Origin of the sequence: Janibacter indicus (assembly GCF_900176385.1) — a bacterium.
Lineage (GTDB): Bacteria > Actinomycetota > Actinomycetes > Actinomycetales > Dermatophilaceae > Janibacter > Janibacter indicus.
The window spans coordinates 57071-73996 of sequence record NZ_FWXN01000004.1; the positions used below are offsets into that span (position 1 = coordinate 57071).

Below are 16926 nucleotides of genomic sequence, written 5' to 3' on the forward strand. Positions count from 1 at the left end.
GTGACGGCTCCCCCCTTCGTCATGAGGGAGGTGCGCTGGCAGGACCTGGAGCGACTGGCGGACCTGGAGCAGGAGCTCTTCGGCACCGAGGCGTGGAGCCTCGCGTCGTGGTGGGGCGAGCTCGCCGGTCGGCCGCGGCGCGAGTACCTCGTCGCGGAGGACGGCGACGGGATCGCCGGCTACGCCGGGCTCGACCACGCGGGCGACACGAGCGACGTCATGACCATCGCGACCCTGCCGCGGGTCCGCGGGCGCGGGCTCGGGCGCCGTCTGCTCGAGGAGCTCGTGGCGCGCTCGCGGGCCGCGGGCGCCGAGCGACTGCTGCTCGAGGTGCGAGCGGACAACACCGCGGCGCGCGGGCTCTACGACTCGGCCGGCTTCCGGCTGCTGCAGACCCGGCGCGGCTACTACCCGGGTGGGGTCGACGCGCTCGTCCTCGCCCTCGACCTGACGCAGGAGGCGCAGGCATGACGGACGCACCCCTGGTCCTCGGCATCGAGACCTCGTGCGACGAGACCGGTGTCGGCATCGTCCACGGCACCGAGCTGCTCTTCGACGCCATCGCGTCGAGCGTCGACGAGCACGCCCGCTTCGGCGGCGTCGTGCCCGAGGTGGCCTCCCGAGCGCACCTCGAGGCGATGGTCCCGACGATCGAGCGGGCCTGCCGCGAGGCCGGGGTCGCCCTGACCGACCTCGACGGCATCGCCGTGACCTCCGGTCCGGGGCTCGCCGGGCCGCTGATGGTCGGCGTCGCATCGGCCAAGGCGCTGGCGGTGGCGCTGGGCCTGCCGATCTACGGGGTCAACCACCTGGCGAGCCACGTCGCCGTCGACATCGTCGAGCACGGTCCGCTGCCCGAGCCGACGATGGCGATGCTCGTGAGCGGCGGGCACTCCTCGCTGCTGCTCGTCCCCGACGTCACGCACGACATCCGCAGTCTCGGCTCGACGATCGACGACGCTGCGGGGGAGGCCTTCGACAAGGTGGCCCGCGTGCTCGGCCTGCCCTTCCCCGGGGGGCCGCACATCGACCGGGCGGCGAGCGACGGGCAGATCACCATCGACTTCCCGCGTGGGCTCTCCACCCGCAAGGACATGGAGCGTCACCGCTTCGACTTCTCCTTCTCCGGCCTCAAGACGGCGGTGACCCGGTGGGTCCAGGCCGAGCAGGCCGCCGGGCGCGACGTGCCGGTGGCCGACGTCGCTGCGTCCTTCCAGGAAGCCGTCGTCGACATCCTCACCCGCAAGGCGGTCCTCGCCTGCACCGAGCACGACGTCGCTGCGCTCCAGGTCGGTGGCGGGGTGGCCGCCAACTCGCGCTTGCGGGCGATGGCCCAGCAGCGGTGCGACAACGCGGGCATCCAGCTGCGCGTCCCGCGGCCGGGGCTGTGCACCGACAACGGCGCGATGGTCGCCAGCCTCGGCGCCCAGATGATGCTCAAGGGCCGGCCGGCCAGCGACCTGTCGCTGCCAGCCGACAGCTCGCTGCCGGTGACCGACGTGCGCACCGGCCTGCCCGTGCACGTCGACCACGACCACGCGCACTGAGGCTGCGGCCGGCTCGGCCGAGCCGGCCGAGGTCGTCGCTGCTCCGTGCTGTGGGCGGGGCTGGGCGGGGCAGTGGGGCGGCGTAGTCCGGTCCGGGGGTGTGCTGGATCGGGAGCCGTGACCCGTCGTACGGAGCAGTGGCGTAGGCACCGCCCGGACCGCCGGACCCTCGGCCCCCGGGCCCCCGGGCCGGGCGCGAGCTCAGCCGAGCGCCGGCTCGCGCCAGCCCTGCGGGGCGATGCCGTGCCGCCGAGCGAGATGCAGCAGGACCGCGGCGACGAGCGTCGTGGCGGCCACGCTTGCCCCGGCGGCGAGCGGTGTGCTCGTCGCACCGGTGTCGACGTAGCTCTGCTCGAGGCCACCGGCCAGCAGGCCCAAGGTGATGACGAGCAGGTTGTTGACCACGTGGAGCGCGATGATCGCCTCGAGCCCGCCCGTGCGCCAGGTGAGCCAGCACCCGACCGCGGCCATCCACCCGAGGTCGATGAGGATCCAGATGTCCATCGACCCGTGCGCCAGGGCGAAGAGCGCCGCCGACAGCAGGGTCGTCACGCCGAGCGCGACGACGGGGGAGCGCACCCAGGCACCCAGGCCCTGAACGAGCCCACCGCGCATGAAGATCTCCTCGGCGGCGGCCTGCAGCGGCGTCGTCAGCAGCGACACGACGAGCAGTCCGACCCAGTGCTCCGGACGCCCGAGCACCTCTGCGCCGTCGGCGAGCCAGGCGATGGCGAGGTAGGCCGCCCAGATCGGCGCCAGCACGGCACCGCAGCGGGCCAGCCAGGCCCAGCGCATCCTTCCGGCCACGGACAGCACCCGCCCCGCGCCCGGACCGAAGCCGACCCGCAGGCCCAGCAGGGTGGCGGGGATGAGCACGGCGATGAGGAGGTTGCCGAGCAGCGACGCCGTGGGGTCGAGCACGTCGAACATCTGCTCCTCGCTCGTGACCAGACCCGTGGCGATGAAGGCGCCGGTGATCACGCCCATCCCGACGAGGGCCGCGATCGAGGCGACGAGGAGCGCGAGGAGGGGCCGCCACCAACGGTGGCTGGGCCCGCGCATCTGGTGGACGTAGCTGCGCGCCTGGGTGGGTTGCGGGGCCGCCGGCTCGATGCTCGGGGCCGGCAGCAGGGTCGTCGGAGGGGCGAAGGGGGTCTGGGGCGTATGCGGGCCCGTCGTCGAGGTGCTCATGCGGCAAGACTCGCGCCGGCACCGCGTCGCGGGCATCGGCCCGTGGTCTCGAGCCCCGTACGCCTTTGGTCGCGGCGGGGGTTGCCCTCACCCGAGCCAGAGGTCTACGCGCCGGTCGCCGGTTGGCTCAGCCGCAGCGCAGCAGACCCATGTCCTCCTTGAGCGTCAGCACCCGGGTGACCGAGGCGGTGACCTGCTTCGCGAAGGCCGGGTCCCCCTTCGCCTTGGCCTCGATGGCGGACACCATCGTGGGGACCTGGGCCGGCTCGGCCGTGAGGACGATGTCGCCGCCGGCGGAGATGAAGCGCGTCGCGCGCTCGCCGACCGGCGTGGCCGCGACCGCCTTGGCCGCGCCGACGTCATCCGTGATGACGACCCCGTCGAAGCCGAGGTCGTCCCGGAGCATGCCGTCGACGATCGTGCGAGAGAAGAGGGCCGGGGTCTCGCCGTCGATCTTGGAGTAGTGCGCGGAGCCGACCATGACGATCTTGGTCCCGGCCTCGATGCTGTCGGCGAAGGGGGTCAGGTGCGCGTCGTCGCGGGTCATCGTCGAGTCGGTGATGCCGGTGTCACGCAGGTCGGTGTTGCCGGTGATCCGCCCCAGCCCGGGGAAGTGCTTGACCGTCGGCTCGACGCCCGCGTCCTGCATGCCCTGACCGAAGGCGACCGCGCCCTTGCTCGCGGCCTGCGGGGTCGAGCCGTACTGGCGGCCCCACTTGCCGATGGGTTCGTTGGCCGTGCCGATCTCGCTGGGGACGGTGTCAGCGGTCGGGGCGAGATTGACGTTGACCCCCGCCTGCTTGAGCTCGGCACCCCAGGCCTTGGCCGAGGCCCGCAGGTCGGGGTCCTGCGCCTGCTCGAGGCCGGAGGGCATCGAGGTGAACCCGGACCCGGTGAGCTGCTGGACCTCGCCGCCCTCCTGGTCGGCCGCGACGAGCATGCCCACCTTGGTCCCGTCGACGGTGGGGGAGACGTCCTGCAGGTGCGTGCTGGCGGCCGCGACGGTCGCACTCTCCTGCCAGCCGCCAAGGTAGAGCATCGAGCCCAGGCCCTGCGCCCCGATCGGCCCGTCGAGGGAGGTGGCCGGCCCCGGCTGCATGGCCGCCATGAGCAGCTGACCGGCCTGCTGGGTCGGCGTCATCGCGTCACGCACCTGCTCGACGCAGGCGCTGGCCTCGGGGCCGTCGGCGGTCGCCGTGGTGGACCGCGACGAGGACGAAGGGGAGGACGTCGCCGCCGAGGACGACGTCGCGGAGGTCGTGTCCTCGGTCGAGGTCGAGGTCGAGGTCGAGGACGACGGCGAGGAGGAGCTCGTGCCGTCTGCTCCCGGGTCGTCGGAGGCGCACCCGACGAGGGCGAGGACGGCGAGGCCTGCAGCGGCGCGGGTCAGGTGACTGGCTCGGGTCGGCATGGGGGGCAGGCTACCTGCGCCGCATGGGCGTCGACGGCGCTCGCGCCGGTGATGCCGCGCTCAGGAGGCCTCGACGACGAGCACGGCATGCTCGCCGCCGACGCGGGTGAGCACGACGGTGGCACTGTCGCCGTCGCCGGCCCCGCGGCCGATCTTCAGCTGCTTGCGCAGCTGGTCCTCGTCGAGCCGGATCCCGCGCTTCTTGACCGTGAGGCCGGTGACCCCGCGCTCGCGGAGCCACCCGCGCAGACCCTTGACGGAGAAGGGCATCGCCTCGAGCACCTCGTAGCGTCGGGCGTGGCCGAGGTCGACCGCGTCGTCGCTGGTGACGTAGCCGAGCCCGGCCTCGAGCTCCATGCCGGAGACGGCGCCGGTGACGGTGCCGATGAGGCCTGCCCGGGTGACCGCGCGGTCGGCCTCGTAGAGCCAGCGGCCGGTGTCGGCGAGCGAGAGGGCGGCGGCCGGGTCGTCCTCGCAGCTGCGCTGGTCGACCTCGACCGGCGGCGCGCCCTTGCGCAGGACCCGGGCGCTGCGGCCGGCCTCCTTGACGAGCGGGCCCCACCAGACCGTGCACTCGAGGACGGTGCCCTGCCACGAGGTCCACTGGGCCTCGGTGCCGAGCGGCGGGATGTCGTGGGGGAGCGAAGGGGAGAGCTTGGCCCCGGTCGCGGGGACGTCACGGGCGACGGAGAGCACGAAGTCCCACGACGGGGAGACCTCGTCGAGCCGGAAGACGCGCCGGGTGCGGCCGGAGCGGTCGGTGACTCCGGGGGTGCGGCGGGCGGGGTCGAGCCAGACTCCGGTGCGCGAGTGCAGCGGGTCGAGCGGTGCCTCGAAGTCCTCGGCCACACCGGTGCGGGCCCGGCTGTCGGGCCACGGCCGCAGGTTGACGTCGGCGATGGCCGCCGTGAGCGGGTCGGCATCGACGCCGTGGACGGTGACACCGAGGGCGCTCATCGCCATCGCGTCCGAGCCGATGCCGCAGCCGAGGTCGTGGACGGTCGCCAGGCTGGCCGTCGCGTAGCGGCCGGCGTGCGTCGCCGCCACCTCGAGCCGGCTGGCCTGCTCGAGACCATCGGGGGTGAAGAGCATGCCGTCGGCGAACTCGCCGAACTTCTCCTGCGCGCGCGCCTGCAGGCGCTTCTGCGTCAGGAGGGCGGCGACGCGCTCGGCGGAGTGACCCCCCGCCCGCAGCCGAGAGGCCAGACCGACCGCGTCCGCCTCGCGGTACTCGGGCAGGCCGTGCAGGGACTCGTGCCCCTCGGGGGAGGCCAGCCAGCGCACGGTCGTCGGATCCACGTGCGCCATTGTCACGCATCCCGGGCCGCCCAGCGGCCCGGTCGCGACGGGGATTGGCACTCGGGTTGACCGAGTGCCAATCGGGTGCCTAGATTTGCTCTTGGCACTCACCTCCGGCGAGTGCCAGATGCCACGGTTGGACGACCCCCGCGACGGCGCCCGGCCAGGCTTCGCCCCACGTTCACACACACGTCCCCACAGAAGGAGTCACCGTGTCGGTTTCCATCAAGCCGCTCGAGGACCGGATCGTCGTCCAGGGCATCGAGGCGGAGCAGACCACCGCCTCCGGCCTCGTCATCCCGGACACCGCCAAGGAGAAGCCCCAGGAGGGCGAGGTCGTCGCCGTCGGCCCCGGCCGGTTCAACGAGGACGGTGACGAGCGCATCCCGATGGACATCTCCGTCGGCGACCGCGTCATCTACTCCAAGTACGGCGGCACCGAGGTCAAGCACGGCGGCCAGGAGTACCTCATCCTCTCCGCGCGCGACGTGCTCGCGATCGTCGGCTGACGATCCTTCCCAGTACTGAGCTGACGCCCCGGGTGCGGCCCCTCCCGGGCCCTCCGGGGCGTCACCTCTTCCCCCTTCGTTAGAACCAAAGGACAGACATGGCCAAGGAACTGGAGTTCAACGACTCCGCCCGTGACGCCCTCCAGCGCGGCGTCGACCAGCTCGCCAACGCCGTCAAGGTGACCCTCGGCCCCAAGGGCCGCAATGTCGTCATCGACAAGCAGTGGGGCGCCCCCACGATCACCAACGACGGCGTGACGATCGCCCGCGAGATCGAGCTCGAGGACCCCTACGAGAACCTCGGCGCCCAGCTCGCCAAGGAGGTCGCCACCAAGACCAACGACGTCGCCGGTGACGGCACGACGACCGCGACCGTCCTCGCCCAGGCCATGGTCAAGGAGGGCCTGCGCAATGTCGCCGCGGGAGCCGCCCCGTCCGGCCTCAAGCGCGGCATCGACAAGGCCGTCGAGGCCGTCTCGGCCCGCCTGCTCGAGACCGCCCGTGAGGTCGAGGGCAAGGACGAGATCGCCCAGGTCGCGTCGCTGTCCGCCCAGGACCAGGGCATCGGCGGGATCATCGCCGACGCCTTCGACAAGGTCGGCAAGGACGGCGTCATCACCGTCGAGGAGTCCTCGACCGCCGAGACCGCGCTCGACTTCACCGAGGGCATGCAGTTCGACAAGGGCTACATCAGCCCCTACTTCGTCACCGACCCGGAGCGTATGGAGGGTGTCCTCGAGGACGCCTACGTCCTGATCAACCAGGGCAAGATCTCCAACATCCAGGAGATCCTCCCGGTGCTGGAGAAGGTCGTGCAGTCCGGCAAGCCGCTGCTCGTCATCGCCGAGGACATCGACGGCGAGGCCCTCTCGACGCTCGTCGTCAACAAGCTCAAGGGCGTCTTCAACGTCGCGGCCGTCAAGGCTCCCGGCTTCGGCGACCGCCGCAAGGCGATGCTCCAGGACATAGCGATCCTCACCGGCGGTCAGGTCATCGCCGAGGAGGTCGGCCTCAAGCTCGACCAGGTCACCCTCGAGGACCTTGGGCAGGCCCGTCGCATCGTCGTCACCAAGGACACCACGACGATCATCGACGGCCAGGGTGCTGCCGACGACGTGACTGGTCGGGTCAACCAGATCAAGTCCGAGATCGAGCGCACCGACTCCGACTGGGACCGCGAGAAGCTTCAGGAGCGCCTCGCCAAGCTTGCCGGTGGCGTGTGCGTCATCCAGGTGGGTGCCCACACCGAGGTCGAGCTCAAGGAGAAGAAGCACCGCATCGAGGACGCGATCTCCGCGACCCGCGCGGCCATCGAGGAGGGCATCGTCGCGGGCGGTGGCTCCGCCCTGGCCCACGCCGTCTCCGCGCTCGACGCCGTGCAGCTCGAGGGTGACGAGCAGGTCGGCGCCAACATCGTGCGCACCGCCGGTGTCGAGCCGCTGCGCTGGATCGCCGAGAACGCGGGCCTCGAGGGCTACGTCGCCGTCGCCAAGGTGCAGGAGCTGACCCCGGGTCAGGGCCTCAACGCCGCGACCGGCGAGTACGGCGACCTCATCGGCCAGGGCGTCATCGACCCGGTCAAGGTCACCCGCTCCGCGCTCGTCAACGCCGCCTCGATCGCGTCGATGGTCCTCACCACCGACACGCTCGTCGTGGACAAGAAGGAGGACGAGGACGAGGGTCACGGCCACTCGCACTGACGTCCCGACCTGATCGAATGGGGTGGCGCACCGGTTGGTGCGCCACCCCATTCGTCATGCTCCGTGGTGTAGATGCGACCTAGGAGCCACCGACCGACCCTGATCGCTGTGAAAGACCGCCCCAGCGAGGCTGCCGCGGGCCGCAGCCGGTGGCGCTGAGGGTCAGTCCTCGGGATCGAGCCGCTCGGCCAAGTCCACCCAGAAGGCCAGCGCTGCCTCGGTCATCGCGATTCCCAGCTCGAGGGGGATCATCCGCGAGGCCACATCGGCACGGTCGGCGAACCGCTCCTGGATGGAGTGGTACTCGGCCAGTCGGGCCGTGTGCTGCTTGATCTGGCCGGCGGCCAACCGTCGCTCCGTGTCGGGTCCCATCAACTCGCTGAAGAAGAGTTTCAGCTCCGCGACGTCGCGGATCTGCATCGGATCGGTGATCGGTTGGTCGAGCCACGCCACCAGTGCCTCACGCCCCTCCTCGGTGATCGAGAAGGTCTGGCGGCGGCGCCCGTTCATCTCCTCCTCGACCGTGAGCAGCCCGGCGTCGGCGAGCTTGCGCGGCTCCGAGTAGAGCTGGGCGTGCGGGAACGGCCAGAAGTAGCCGATCGAGTGGCCGGAGGCCCGCTTCAAGTCGTACGAGGTGGAGGGTCCGCGGAGAGCAATCAGCCCGAGCACCAGGAACGAGGTGACAGTGAGGCGGTCCCTTGACATGCCCACATGGTAAACATATGGTGCAGTCAAGACGGTCCGAAATGGACGGTGCATGTCACACGGTGAAAGGTGTGGAGGATGACTTCAAGGGCGATGTCCAGACTCGAGGACGCCAACCTTGTCACCGGCAAGGGCTCCTTCCTCGACGATCTCGACCCCATTCCGGGCACCCTCGTCGCCGCCATCGTCCGGAGCCCGAACGCACACGCCAAGATCACGTCCGTCGACCTGCAACGCGCTCGGAATCATCCCGGCGTGGCCGCGGTGATCGGGCCCGAGGAAGTCCTTGCAGCCTTGAAGCCCTTCCCCCTTTCGCTGCGGGCACCGATGGACTACTACCCGACCGGGACCGACAAGGTCCGCTACGTCGGGGAGCCGGTTGCCGTGGTCGTCGCCACCGATCGATACACCGCGGAGGACGCCGGCGACCTGGTGGACATCAGCTACGAGCTCGAACCCGTCGTCGTGGATGCGATGAAGGCCCTCACCCCGGACTCCCCGCTGCTGCACGAGCGCAGCAAGACCAACGTCGCCAGCGATCGCACCTTCAACTTCGGCGAGGTGGACGAGGCCTTCGCCGATGCCGCCCACGTGGTCGAGGGGGAGTACTACTTCCCGCGTTACTCCTCCACCCCGATGGAGTGCTACAACGTGGTGGCCAACTGGGTCGACGGTCCCCAACACCCCGAGGTGACGGTCTGGTCGAACTTCCACGGGCCCTTCTCGATGGTCCCGGTGCTCTGTGGGGCAATGGGGCTGACCACCTCTCAGTTGCGCCTGCACGTCCCGGCCGACAACGGCGGATCATTCGGTATCAAGGCGGGCATCTACCCCTACATCGCGCTGATGGCGCTGGCCTCTCGGCACGCCGGTCGACCGGTGCGCTGGTCGGAGGATCGCTCCGAGCACCTGCTCGCCAGCTCAGCCGGGTCGGACCGACACATGAAGGTCCGGACCGCCATCGACGCGGCCGGCATCATCCAGGCCATCGACATCGACTTCGTGGAGAACGTCGGCGCATACCTGCGCCCGCCCGAGCCCGCCACCCTCTACCGCTGCTTCGGCAACATGACCGGGGCGTACGGCATCGAGCACGTCCGACTCCGGTCCCGGGCAGTGGTCACGAACAAGTGCCCGACCGGGCTGAACCGTGGCTTCGGCGGCCAGCAGCTCTACTTCGCCCTGGAACGGATCATGGACAAGGCTGCCAAGGCGGTCGGGCTGGATCGGCTGGAGTTCCGCAAGCGAAACCTGATCGGAGCGGAGTCCTTCCCGTACGCCACCCCGACGGGTGGGATCTACGACTCGGGCAACTACCAGAAGGTGGTGGAACACCTCGAGGACAACTCCGACTACCAAGCCCTGTTGGCCCGCCAGGCCGAAGCCCGGGCGCGCGGCGAACTGGTCGGAACCGGGGTCGCGCTGATCGTCGAACCGTCCGGGACCAACATCGGCTACGTCGGGCTGGCCACCCCAGCGGAGAACCGTCCGCCCGGACGTGGCAAGTCGGGTTCGACGGAACACGTACACCTCAGCGTTGATCCGCAAGGCATCGTCGGCATCACCCTCGGCACCGTCCCGCAGGGCCAGGGGCATGCCACGGTCGCGCGCCAGGTGGTCGCCCGCGAACTCGGTCTACCCGAGGAGCAGGTGGTGCCGACCGTGGTGATGGACACCGCCACCACGGCGTGGACCATCACCTCCGGCAGCTACTCCTCACGATTCTCCCCGCTGCTCACCTCCGCACTGGTGGACGGTGCCCGTGAGATCGGTGAGCGGATCAAGAGGGCCGCTGCCCTGATGCTCGACACCACCGCGGACCTGCTCGAACTCCACCAAGGCACCGTCCGTGTCATGGGCGACCCGGAGAAGTCAGTGTCGTTCAAGCACGCCGCCGGCCTGATCCACTGGGATCCGGGCCGCCTGCCGGGAGGCGAAGAGGCCACGCTCGAGGTCAACGTTGCCTTCACGCCCCCGCAGGCACAGGCGCCGTCGCGCACCGACCAGGTCAACTCGTCGCTGTGCTACGGCTTCGTCGCCGACCTGGTGAGTGTTCGGATCGACCCGGAGACGCTGGAGATCACCATCGACGACGTGGTCAGCGTTCACGACGCCGGCACCATCCTGAACGAGCAGTTGTTCACAGGTCAGGTGCACGGTGCGATGGTCCAGGCCCTCGGCGGTGCCATGTACGAAGAGATGAGCTACTCCGATTCGGGGCAGCCCGTCTCCACCTTCATGGACTACCTGGTGCCCACCTCGGCGGAGTCGATGTTTCCGTTCCGGATGGATCACATCGAGACCCCCTCCCCGCTCACCCGGCTGGGTGCCAAGGGAGCCGGTGAGGGCGCCAGCATGAGTTTCCCCGTGGCCCTCGCGAATGCTGTCGAGGACGCCGTCAGCGAGCACGGGGTGGAGATCAACTCCCTGCCCGTCCACCCCAGCGTGCTGCACGACCTGCTGTACCCGAACGACTGACGACAACACCTGCAGCCCAACCCCCAGCACAAGATCCCCCAGCACACCCATCGAAAGGAATGCCATGCCCACCACCGGAGGCGACATCCGGCTCGAGCGCAGCCATGACGGCCGCGTGGCCAACCTCACCCTCGACCACGGTCGGCTCAACATCGTCACCATGGAGATGCGGGCCTTGATGGCCGAACGGTTCTCCGAGATCGATGCCGACGATGACGTTCGGGTCGTGGTCATCCGTGGTGAGGGTGAGAACTTCACCTCCGGTGGCGACATCGCCGGCTTCATGGAGGTGGCCCCCTTCGACCTGACCGATCTCGGCCACGACGTCACCGCAGCAAGCCGGTCCCCGAAGCCGGTGATCGCGGCGATCGACGGCTACTGCTTCGGCGTCGGCCTGGAGCTCGTGCTGTCCACAGACATTCGGCTGGCCACTCAGCGGTCCTCGTTCGCGCTGCCGGAGATGAAGCTCGGGATGATGCCCGGTTCGGGTGGGACCCAGCGGCTGTCCCGGCTGATCGGGCTGTCTCGCGCGAAGTACCACATCCTCACCGGCGAACGGATCACCGGCCAGCAGGCCCAGGACTGGGGTCTGGTGGCCAGTGCCTCCGCGGACAAGAAGGCAATGGAGGACGAGGTCGAGCGCGTCGTGTCCTCCCTGCTCGGCTTCTCCTCCGTGGCACTGCGGACCGCCAAGGAAGTCCTCGACCGTGGCATCGACGGCCCGCTGGCCACCGGTGTCGAGCTGGAGCGCAAGTCGTACGCGATGCTGCGCGCCACCGAGGACTTCGCCGAGGGTGTCGCTGCTTTCGGGGAAAACCGCAAGCCGCAGTTCCGGAACCGCTGACATGAAGGCCGCTCCCTTCGCGTACGTCCGTCCGACGACTCCGCAGGACGTCGTGGCGGAACTGGCTGCCGCGCAGGCCCATGGCGAGGCGAAGGTCATCGCCGGTGGCCAGTCGTTGGTGCCAGTGCTCGCGATGCGGCTGGGGCGGCCGACCACGCTCGTCGACATCACTCGAGTGGAGCGGTGGCAGCAGATCGAAACTGCTGACCACGTTCGGATCGGGGCCGCGGTGCGGCAGCGCACAGTCGAGCGACACCGCGACCTCGGAGTTCCGCTGCTGTCACGGGCCCTGCCCTGGATCGGCCACCGGGAGATCCGGAGCCGGGGGACCGTGTGCGGATCACTGGCACACGCGGATCCCGCCTCGGAGCTACCGGCGGTGGCACTCACCCTCGGCGCCCGGTTTGGTGTCAACGGGCCCAAGGGGACCAAGGAACTCACCGCCGCGGAGTTTTTCCGCGGAGCGATGACCACGGCCCTGGAACCGGGGGAGGTACTGGAGTACGTCGACTTCCCTCGCGCCCGGCCGGGGCAGGGTTTCGGCTTCGCCGAGACGGCCCGCAGGCACGGCGACTTCGCACTGGTCGGGATCACGGCCATGGTGGAGACGGACGGCGATCGCGTCCGACGGGCCCGGATCGGCGCCTTCGGGGTCGCGGATCGCCCGCAGCTGATCGACGTCACTGATGCAGTGGGCGAACTGCTGTCGGGCGAAGTACAGCGGGCAGACGCCGGCCGGGTGACCGACGCACTGGCGGAGGCAGCCGACGCACTGGTCACTACCGGCGGAGACAAGCACGCCAGCGCTGCTTACCGTCGACGGTTGGTGCGCGTGCTCGGTGGCCGCGAGTTGATCTCCGCCACCCAGCGCAGCATGAGGAGGAACCACTGATGACCGAACTCCGCGAACGGGCACTCGCCCCGCTTCGGCGGCACCGCAGGCGCCGAGGACACCAGACGCCGGGGGTGCGTTGTGCCGCCGACGAGTTGATGAGGGTCGATTTCATCATCAACGGTCGACCCGCGACCGTACACGTCGCACCGCGGGTGACACTGGCGGATGCGCTCCGTGACCATCTCGGCCTGACCGGGACCCACCTGGGCTGCGAGCACGGCGTCTGTGGCCTCTGCACGGTGCTGGTCGACGGCGACGCTGCCCGCGCCTGCTTGATGCTGGCCTGCCAGGTCGACGGCTCCGAGGTGCTGACCGTTGAGGGAATGGGCACTCCCTCCGACCTGCATCCCCTGCAAGAGTCCTTCGGCAGCCACCACGCACTGCAGTGCGGGTTCTGCACCCCGGGGCAGATCATGAGTGCCTACGACCTGCTGAAGACCGACGAGCAGCCGAGCGAGGAAGAACTGCCGGACCAACTGTCCGGTGTGTTGTGCCGGTGCACCGGATACCGCAACATCGTCGACGCCGTCGCCGACGTCGCCCGGAAGTACCCCGACGGGGTGCCAGGACCGCGCAACTGCGCCCAACCCGAACCCCGGCTGCCGCGGGCGACCCTCGGCGGAGCCGGTGAGCCGATGGAGCTCGAACAGGCAAATACCGGGGGACGGGCCGAGATCAGCGTTCCCTCGGGCGAGCCCACCGCCGTCGTCACGGTGGACACCGCGGCCGACGAGCCGATCGACCGGATCTGGTCGATCATCGAAAGTACCTCAACGCTCGCCGCCTGCCTGCCGGGGGCGGAGATCATCGAGGACTTCGGCGACGACCAGTACAAGGGGCGGATGCGGGTCAGCCTCGGCCCGGTACGACTCGCGTTCCTCGGGGACGTGCGGATCGTCGAGCGGGACGAGGAAACGCACCGGGTCAAGGTGATCGGCCAAGCCGCGGACGCGTCCTCCGGCGACGTCGCGGCCGTCGTCGACCTGGTCGCGGAACCGCAGGGGGACGGGCGGACCGCCCTGCGCGCCACGGCCGAACTCCACATGGCGGGCCGGATCGCGCAGTTTGGTCGCGGCCTGGTCAACGACGTCAGCCGGGACATGTTCCAGCAGTTCGCCAGCAACATCGAGGCCGCCGCACGCGGTGAGGCGCCCACCGAGGCCGCCCCGGCCAGCGCACTGTCGATGGTGATGGCCCTCATTCGCTCCCGTGTGGCAGCGCTCGTTCGACTGTTCTCCAGAAGGAATTGACATGGAACTCGGAAGAACCCTTACCTGGGCGGCTGAACGTCACCCCGAGCGGCTCGCGTTCGCAGGCCAGCGCCGACTGACCTACCGCGAGCTCGACGAGCGGACAAATCGGATCGCGAACCTGATGACCTCCCTCGGCGTACGTCGAGGCGACAGGGTCGGGTTGCTCCTGTCCAACAGCGAGGAGATGGCCTCCACCCACCTGGCGCTGCAGAAGATCGGCGTGATGTCCACCCCGTACAACATCCGACTCGGCGTGGTCGAGTTGGTGCACTGCCTGGACGACTCGACCCCGACAGTGGTCGTGGTGGACGACGTCGCCGGCTCGATGGCCGCCGAGGTGCTCAGCGCGTCGAAGGTTTCACCGATCGTGCTGTCAGTCGACACCGATGCGGTGGCCGGGGCTCAGGACTTCGAGCAAGCGGTGGCCGGGGCGGACCCCACTGACCCGGGCGTCGAGGTCGGGCCGGACGACTGGAGCGTGATGCTCTACACCAGTGGCACCACCGGGCGGCCCAAGGGGGTGCCGCGCACCCAGAGCAACGAGCATGCCGCTTCGGTGGCGCACGTCGTGCAGGCCCGTTACGCCCCGGGGGAGATCACCCTCGGCGCGATGCCGCTCTACCACACGATGGGCCTGCGCTCGTTGCTCTCGATGGTGGTGGTGGGCGGCACCTTCGTCGTCCAGCCGGTGTTCAACCCAGGCGAAGCAGTCGACCTGATCGAACAGGAGGGCGTGACGGCGCTCTACCTGGTGCCGACGGCCTTCTGGTCCGTTGTGAACAAGGGTGGCGACATGGAAAGGGTGGCCGGCAGCGTCCGCAAGCTGGCCTTCGCCGGGGCACCAATGACCTCCGCGCTCTGCGAGCAGTTGGTGCAGGCGATCCACCCCGAGGTGTTCGTCAACCACTACGGATCCAGCGAGGTCTACACCTTCTCCATCGCCGCCGACGCCGCCGCCAAGCCGGGCGCAGCCGGACGCCCGGGTGTGTTCGGACGCTGGCGGGTCGTGGACCCCACCTCGGATGAGACTCATGACTCCCTGCCGGTGGGAACCGAGGGCGAAATCGTGGTCGATCTGCGCTGCCCCGAGGCCTTCGCCGGCTACTGGCAGCGTCCTGACGCCGACGCGAAGTCGATTCGCCACGGGTGGTACCACACCGGGGACGTCGGGCGGGTCGACGAGGACGGCGACCTGTGGGTCGAGGGCCGCGTCGACGACATGATCATCACCGGCGGCGAAAACGTCCACCCGGTCGAGGTGGAAGACGTCCTGTCCCACCACCCGGCGATCGGCGAGGTGGTCGTCGTTGGCCTTCCGGACGAACGCTGGGGGCAGTCCGTGACCTGCTTCGTCGTGCCGGTTGACGGAGTCGACCCGAGTGGGCTCAGCGCGCAGATCCTCGACTGGGCCAAGAACGACTCCGGTCTGTCGCCGTACAAGGTACCCAAGCGTGTCGAGATCGTGCCGGAGATTCCGAAGAGCCCGGTGGGGAAGATCCTCCGCCGAAAGCTGATCGACGCCGAGGCCGCCACGACGGCACGGCCCGTTCCTGATCAACCCACTGAACCACCCACCGAACCACCAACAACTGCCTGACTTCTGTCGGCAGTTCTCCCGGACAACGAGGTCCCCTTCGCTGTCGACTGGTGGCTCGTTGCCGGCGTCGTGGTGCTCATGACCGGGGGGACGGCGGCGGCTGCCTGGGTCGCTTCAGCCCGGATCGTGCGGGCCGCAGACGTGGCTGCGCTGCGCGACGGGGAGTGACCCCCTCCACCCGCGAAGGGGGATCAGGCCGTGACGATGACCCGGACCTCGACGGTCTCGGGCAGGTCGCGCAGACGCTGCTCGGTGTCGGCGGGCAGGCCGCTCGCGAGGTCGGTGACGGCGTAGCCGTACTCGCCCTTGGTGCTCAGCTGCTGGCTGTCGATGTTGACGTCGCCCTCGGACAGGATCGTGTTGACCCGGGCGAGGACGCCGGGGACGTTCTTGTGCAGGTGGAGGATGCGGGTGCTACCCACGGCGACGGGGGCAGCGACGGCCGGGACGTTGACCGACATCGAGGTCGCGCCGGTGTCGGCCCAGTCGCGCAGCTTGCCGGCGACGTAGCGGCCGATGTCGTACTGCGCCTCCTCGGTGGAGCCACCGACGTGCGGGGTGAGGATGACGTTGGGGATGCCCTGCAGGCAGTTCTCGAAGGGGTCGCCCGCCTTCTTGGGCTCGCTCGGGAAGACGTCGACGGCCGCGCCGGCGATGTGCCCGGAGACGAGGTTGTCGCGCAGGGCCTCGAGGTCGACGACGAAGCCGCGCGAGAGGTTGAGGAAGAGGCTGCGCGGGCGCATCTTGGCGAACTGCTCGGCGCCGAAGGTGCCGGCATTGCCCGCGCGGCCGTCGACGTGGAGCGTGATCGTCTCGCAGGTCTCGAGCAGCTCGTCGAGCGAGGTGCACTTCGTGGCATTGCCCAGCGGCAGCTTGTCCTCGAGGTCGTAGAAGGACACGTGCATGCCGAAGGCCTCGGCGACGACCGACAGCTGGGCGCCGATGTTGCCGTAGCCGACGATGCCGAGCGTGCGGCCGCGCACCTCGTGGGCGCCCTTGGCCGACTTGTCCCAGACACCGGCGTGGAGCGCGGCGTTCTTGTCCGTCAGGTGGCGGGCGAGGGCGATGATCTCGCCCAGGGCCAGCTCGACGACGCTGCGCGTGTTGGAGAAGGGGGCATTGAAGACGACGGTGCCGGCCTGGGCGGCCGCGTCGAGGTCGATCTGGTTGGTGCCGATGCAGAAGGCGCCGACGGCCTTGAGCTCGGGCCGGGCCTGGATGACCGCCTGGGTCACCTTGGTCTTGGAGCGGACGCCGAGCAGGTCGACGCCCTCGAGGGCGGAGATCAGCTCGGTCTCGTCGAGGGCCCCGGAGCGGGTCTCGACCTCGAAGCCGGCGGAGGTCAGGGCGTCACGGGCGACGTCGTGGATGTTCTCGAGCAGCAGCACCTTCACGCCTGCAGGGTATGCCCGGGCCGGATGTGGCCGGACAACCGCCCGCGATGCGAACCACAAGGCGGAACGAAGGCCCCGCGCGCGCAAGCCTGCTGGCTAGGGT

The 16926-nt window shown here is 69.9% G+C and carries 14 protein-coding genes; 9 read left to right on the forward strand and 5 right to left on the reverse strand.

Going from position 1 to position 16926, the window contains the following annotated elements:
* Both rimI and tsaD read left to right on the forward strand, forming a co-directional pair.
* Positions 1 to 471: a ribosomal protein S18-alanine N-acetyltransferase gene (rimI, locus tag B9B60_RS05515; protein WP_223277637.1), complete on the forward strand. Its 471-nt coding sequence runs from the start codon at positions 1 to 3 to the stop codon at positions 469 to 471.
* Positions 468 to 1547, forward strand: coding sequence for a tRNA (adenosine(37)-N6)-threonylcarbamoyltransferase complex transferase subunit TsaD (tsaD, locus tag B9B60_RS05520; RefSeq protein ID WP_072625322.1), 1080 nt, complete (start codon positions 468 to 470; stop codon positions 1545 to 1547). The genes rimI and tsaD overlap by 4 nt, the downstream gene beginning before the upstream one ends.
* Before the next feature lie 201 nt (positions 1548 to 1748).
* On the opposite strand, the gene B9B60_RS05525 is transcribed toward tsaD, so the two are convergent.
* From B9B60_RS05525 to B9B60_RS05535, 3 genes are all read right to left on the reverse strand, one after another.
* The gene (locus tag B9B60_RS05525; RefSeq protein WP_159451155.1) at positions 1749 to 2738 is read right to left on the reverse strand and encodes a CPBP family intramembrane glutamic endopeptidase; all 990 of its coding nucleotides are present in this window, start codon (positions 2736 to 2738) and stop codon (positions 1749 to 1751) included.
* Positions 2739 to 2865: 127 nt separating this feature from the next.
* On the reverse strand, positions 2866 to 4149 hold the full coding sequence (locus B9B60_RS05530; protein WP_234993761.1) for a glycoside hydrolase family 3 N-terminal domain-containing protein: 1284 nt from the start codon (positions 4147 to 4149) through the stop codon (positions 2866 to 2868).
* A gap of 60 nt (positions 4150 to 4209) precedes the next feature.
* The gene (locus tag B9B60_RS05535) at positions 4210 to 5448 is read right to left on the reverse strand and encodes a class I SAM-dependent methyltransferase (protein WP_084450403.1); all 1239 of its coding nucleotides are present in this window, start codon (positions 5446 to 5448) and stop codon (positions 4210 to 4212) included.
* 212 nt (positions 5449 to 5660) lie between these two features.
* Here B9B60_RS05535 and groES point away from each other — a divergent pair, with 212 nt between their 5' ends.
* Positions 5661 to 5957 carry a co-chaperone GroES gene (gene groES / locus B9B60_RS05540; protein ID WP_072625319.1) on the forward strand — a complete coding sequence of 99 codons (297 nt, stop codon included), beginning with the start codon at positions 5661 to 5663 and terminating at the stop codon, positions 5955 to 5957.
* 98 nt (positions 5958 to 6055) lie between these two features.
* A complete protein-coding gene (gene groL / locus B9B60_RS05545; RefSeq protein ID WP_084450206.1) occupies positions 6056 to 7657 on the forward strand; it encodes a chaperonin GroEL in 1602 nt (533 codons plus the stop codon).
* Between the two features lie 162 nt (positions 7658 to 7819).
* On the opposite strand, the gene B9B60_RS05550 is transcribed toward groL, so the two are convergent.
* Entirely contained in the window at positions 7820 to 8416 is a 597-nt protein-coding gene (locus B9B60_RS05550) for a PadR family transcriptional regulator (RefSeq protein ID WP_327078572.1), read from the reverse strand.
* A 39-nt stretch (positions 8417 to 8455) separates the two neighbouring features.
* On the opposite strand from B9B60_RS05550, the gene B9B60_RS05555 reads away from it, so the two are divergent.
* The 5 genes from B9B60_RS05555 (at position 8456) to B9B60_RS05575 (ending at position 15429) form a co-directional block, all read left to right on the forward strand.
* Entirely contained in the window at positions 8456 to 10840 is a 2385-nt protein-coding gene (locus B9B60_RS05555) for a xanthine dehydrogenase family protein molybdopterin-binding subunit (protein WP_200811163.1), read from the forward strand.
* A 64-nt stretch (positions 10841 to 10904) separates the two neighbouring features.
* Complete coding sequence (locus B9B60_RS05560; RefSeq protein WP_084450209.1) at positions 10905 to 11684, forward strand: enoyl-CoA hydratase/isomerase family protein; 780 nt, start codon at positions 10905 to 10907, stop codon at positions 11682 to 11684.
* Position 11685: 1 nt separating this feature from the next.
* Complete coding sequence (locus tag B9B60_RS05565) at positions 11686 to 12576, forward strand: FAD binding domain-containing protein (RefSeq protein ID WP_084450210.1); 891 nt, start codon at positions 11686 to 11688, stop codon at positions 12574 to 12576.
* Positions 12576 to 13829, forward strand: a complete 1254-nt coding sequence (locus tag B9B60_RS05570; protein ID WP_084450211.1) for a xanthine dehydrogenase family Fe-S subunit — start codon at positions 12576 to 12578, stop codon at positions 13827 to 13829. The genes B9B60_RS05565 and B9B60_RS05570 overlap by 1 nt, the downstream gene beginning before the upstream one ends.
* A gap of 1 nt (position 13830) precedes the next feature.
* On the forward strand, positions 13831 to 15429 hold the full coding sequence (locus B9B60_RS05575; protein ID WP_084450212.1) for a class I adenylate-forming enzyme family protein: 1599 nt from the start codon (positions 13831 to 13833) through the stop codon (positions 15427 to 15429).
* A 191-nt stretch (positions 15430 to 15620) separates the two neighbouring features.
* Here the strand turns inward: B9B60_RS05575 and serA are convergent, their stop codons facing one another.
* The gene (serA, locus tag B9B60_RS05580; protein ID WP_084450213.1) at positions 15621 to 16823 is read right to left on the reverse strand and encodes a phosphoglycerate dehydrogenase; all 1203 of its coding nucleotides are present in this window, start codon (positions 16821 to 16823) and stop codon (positions 15621 to 15623) included.
* Positions 16824 to 16926 lie beyond the last annotated feature (103 nt).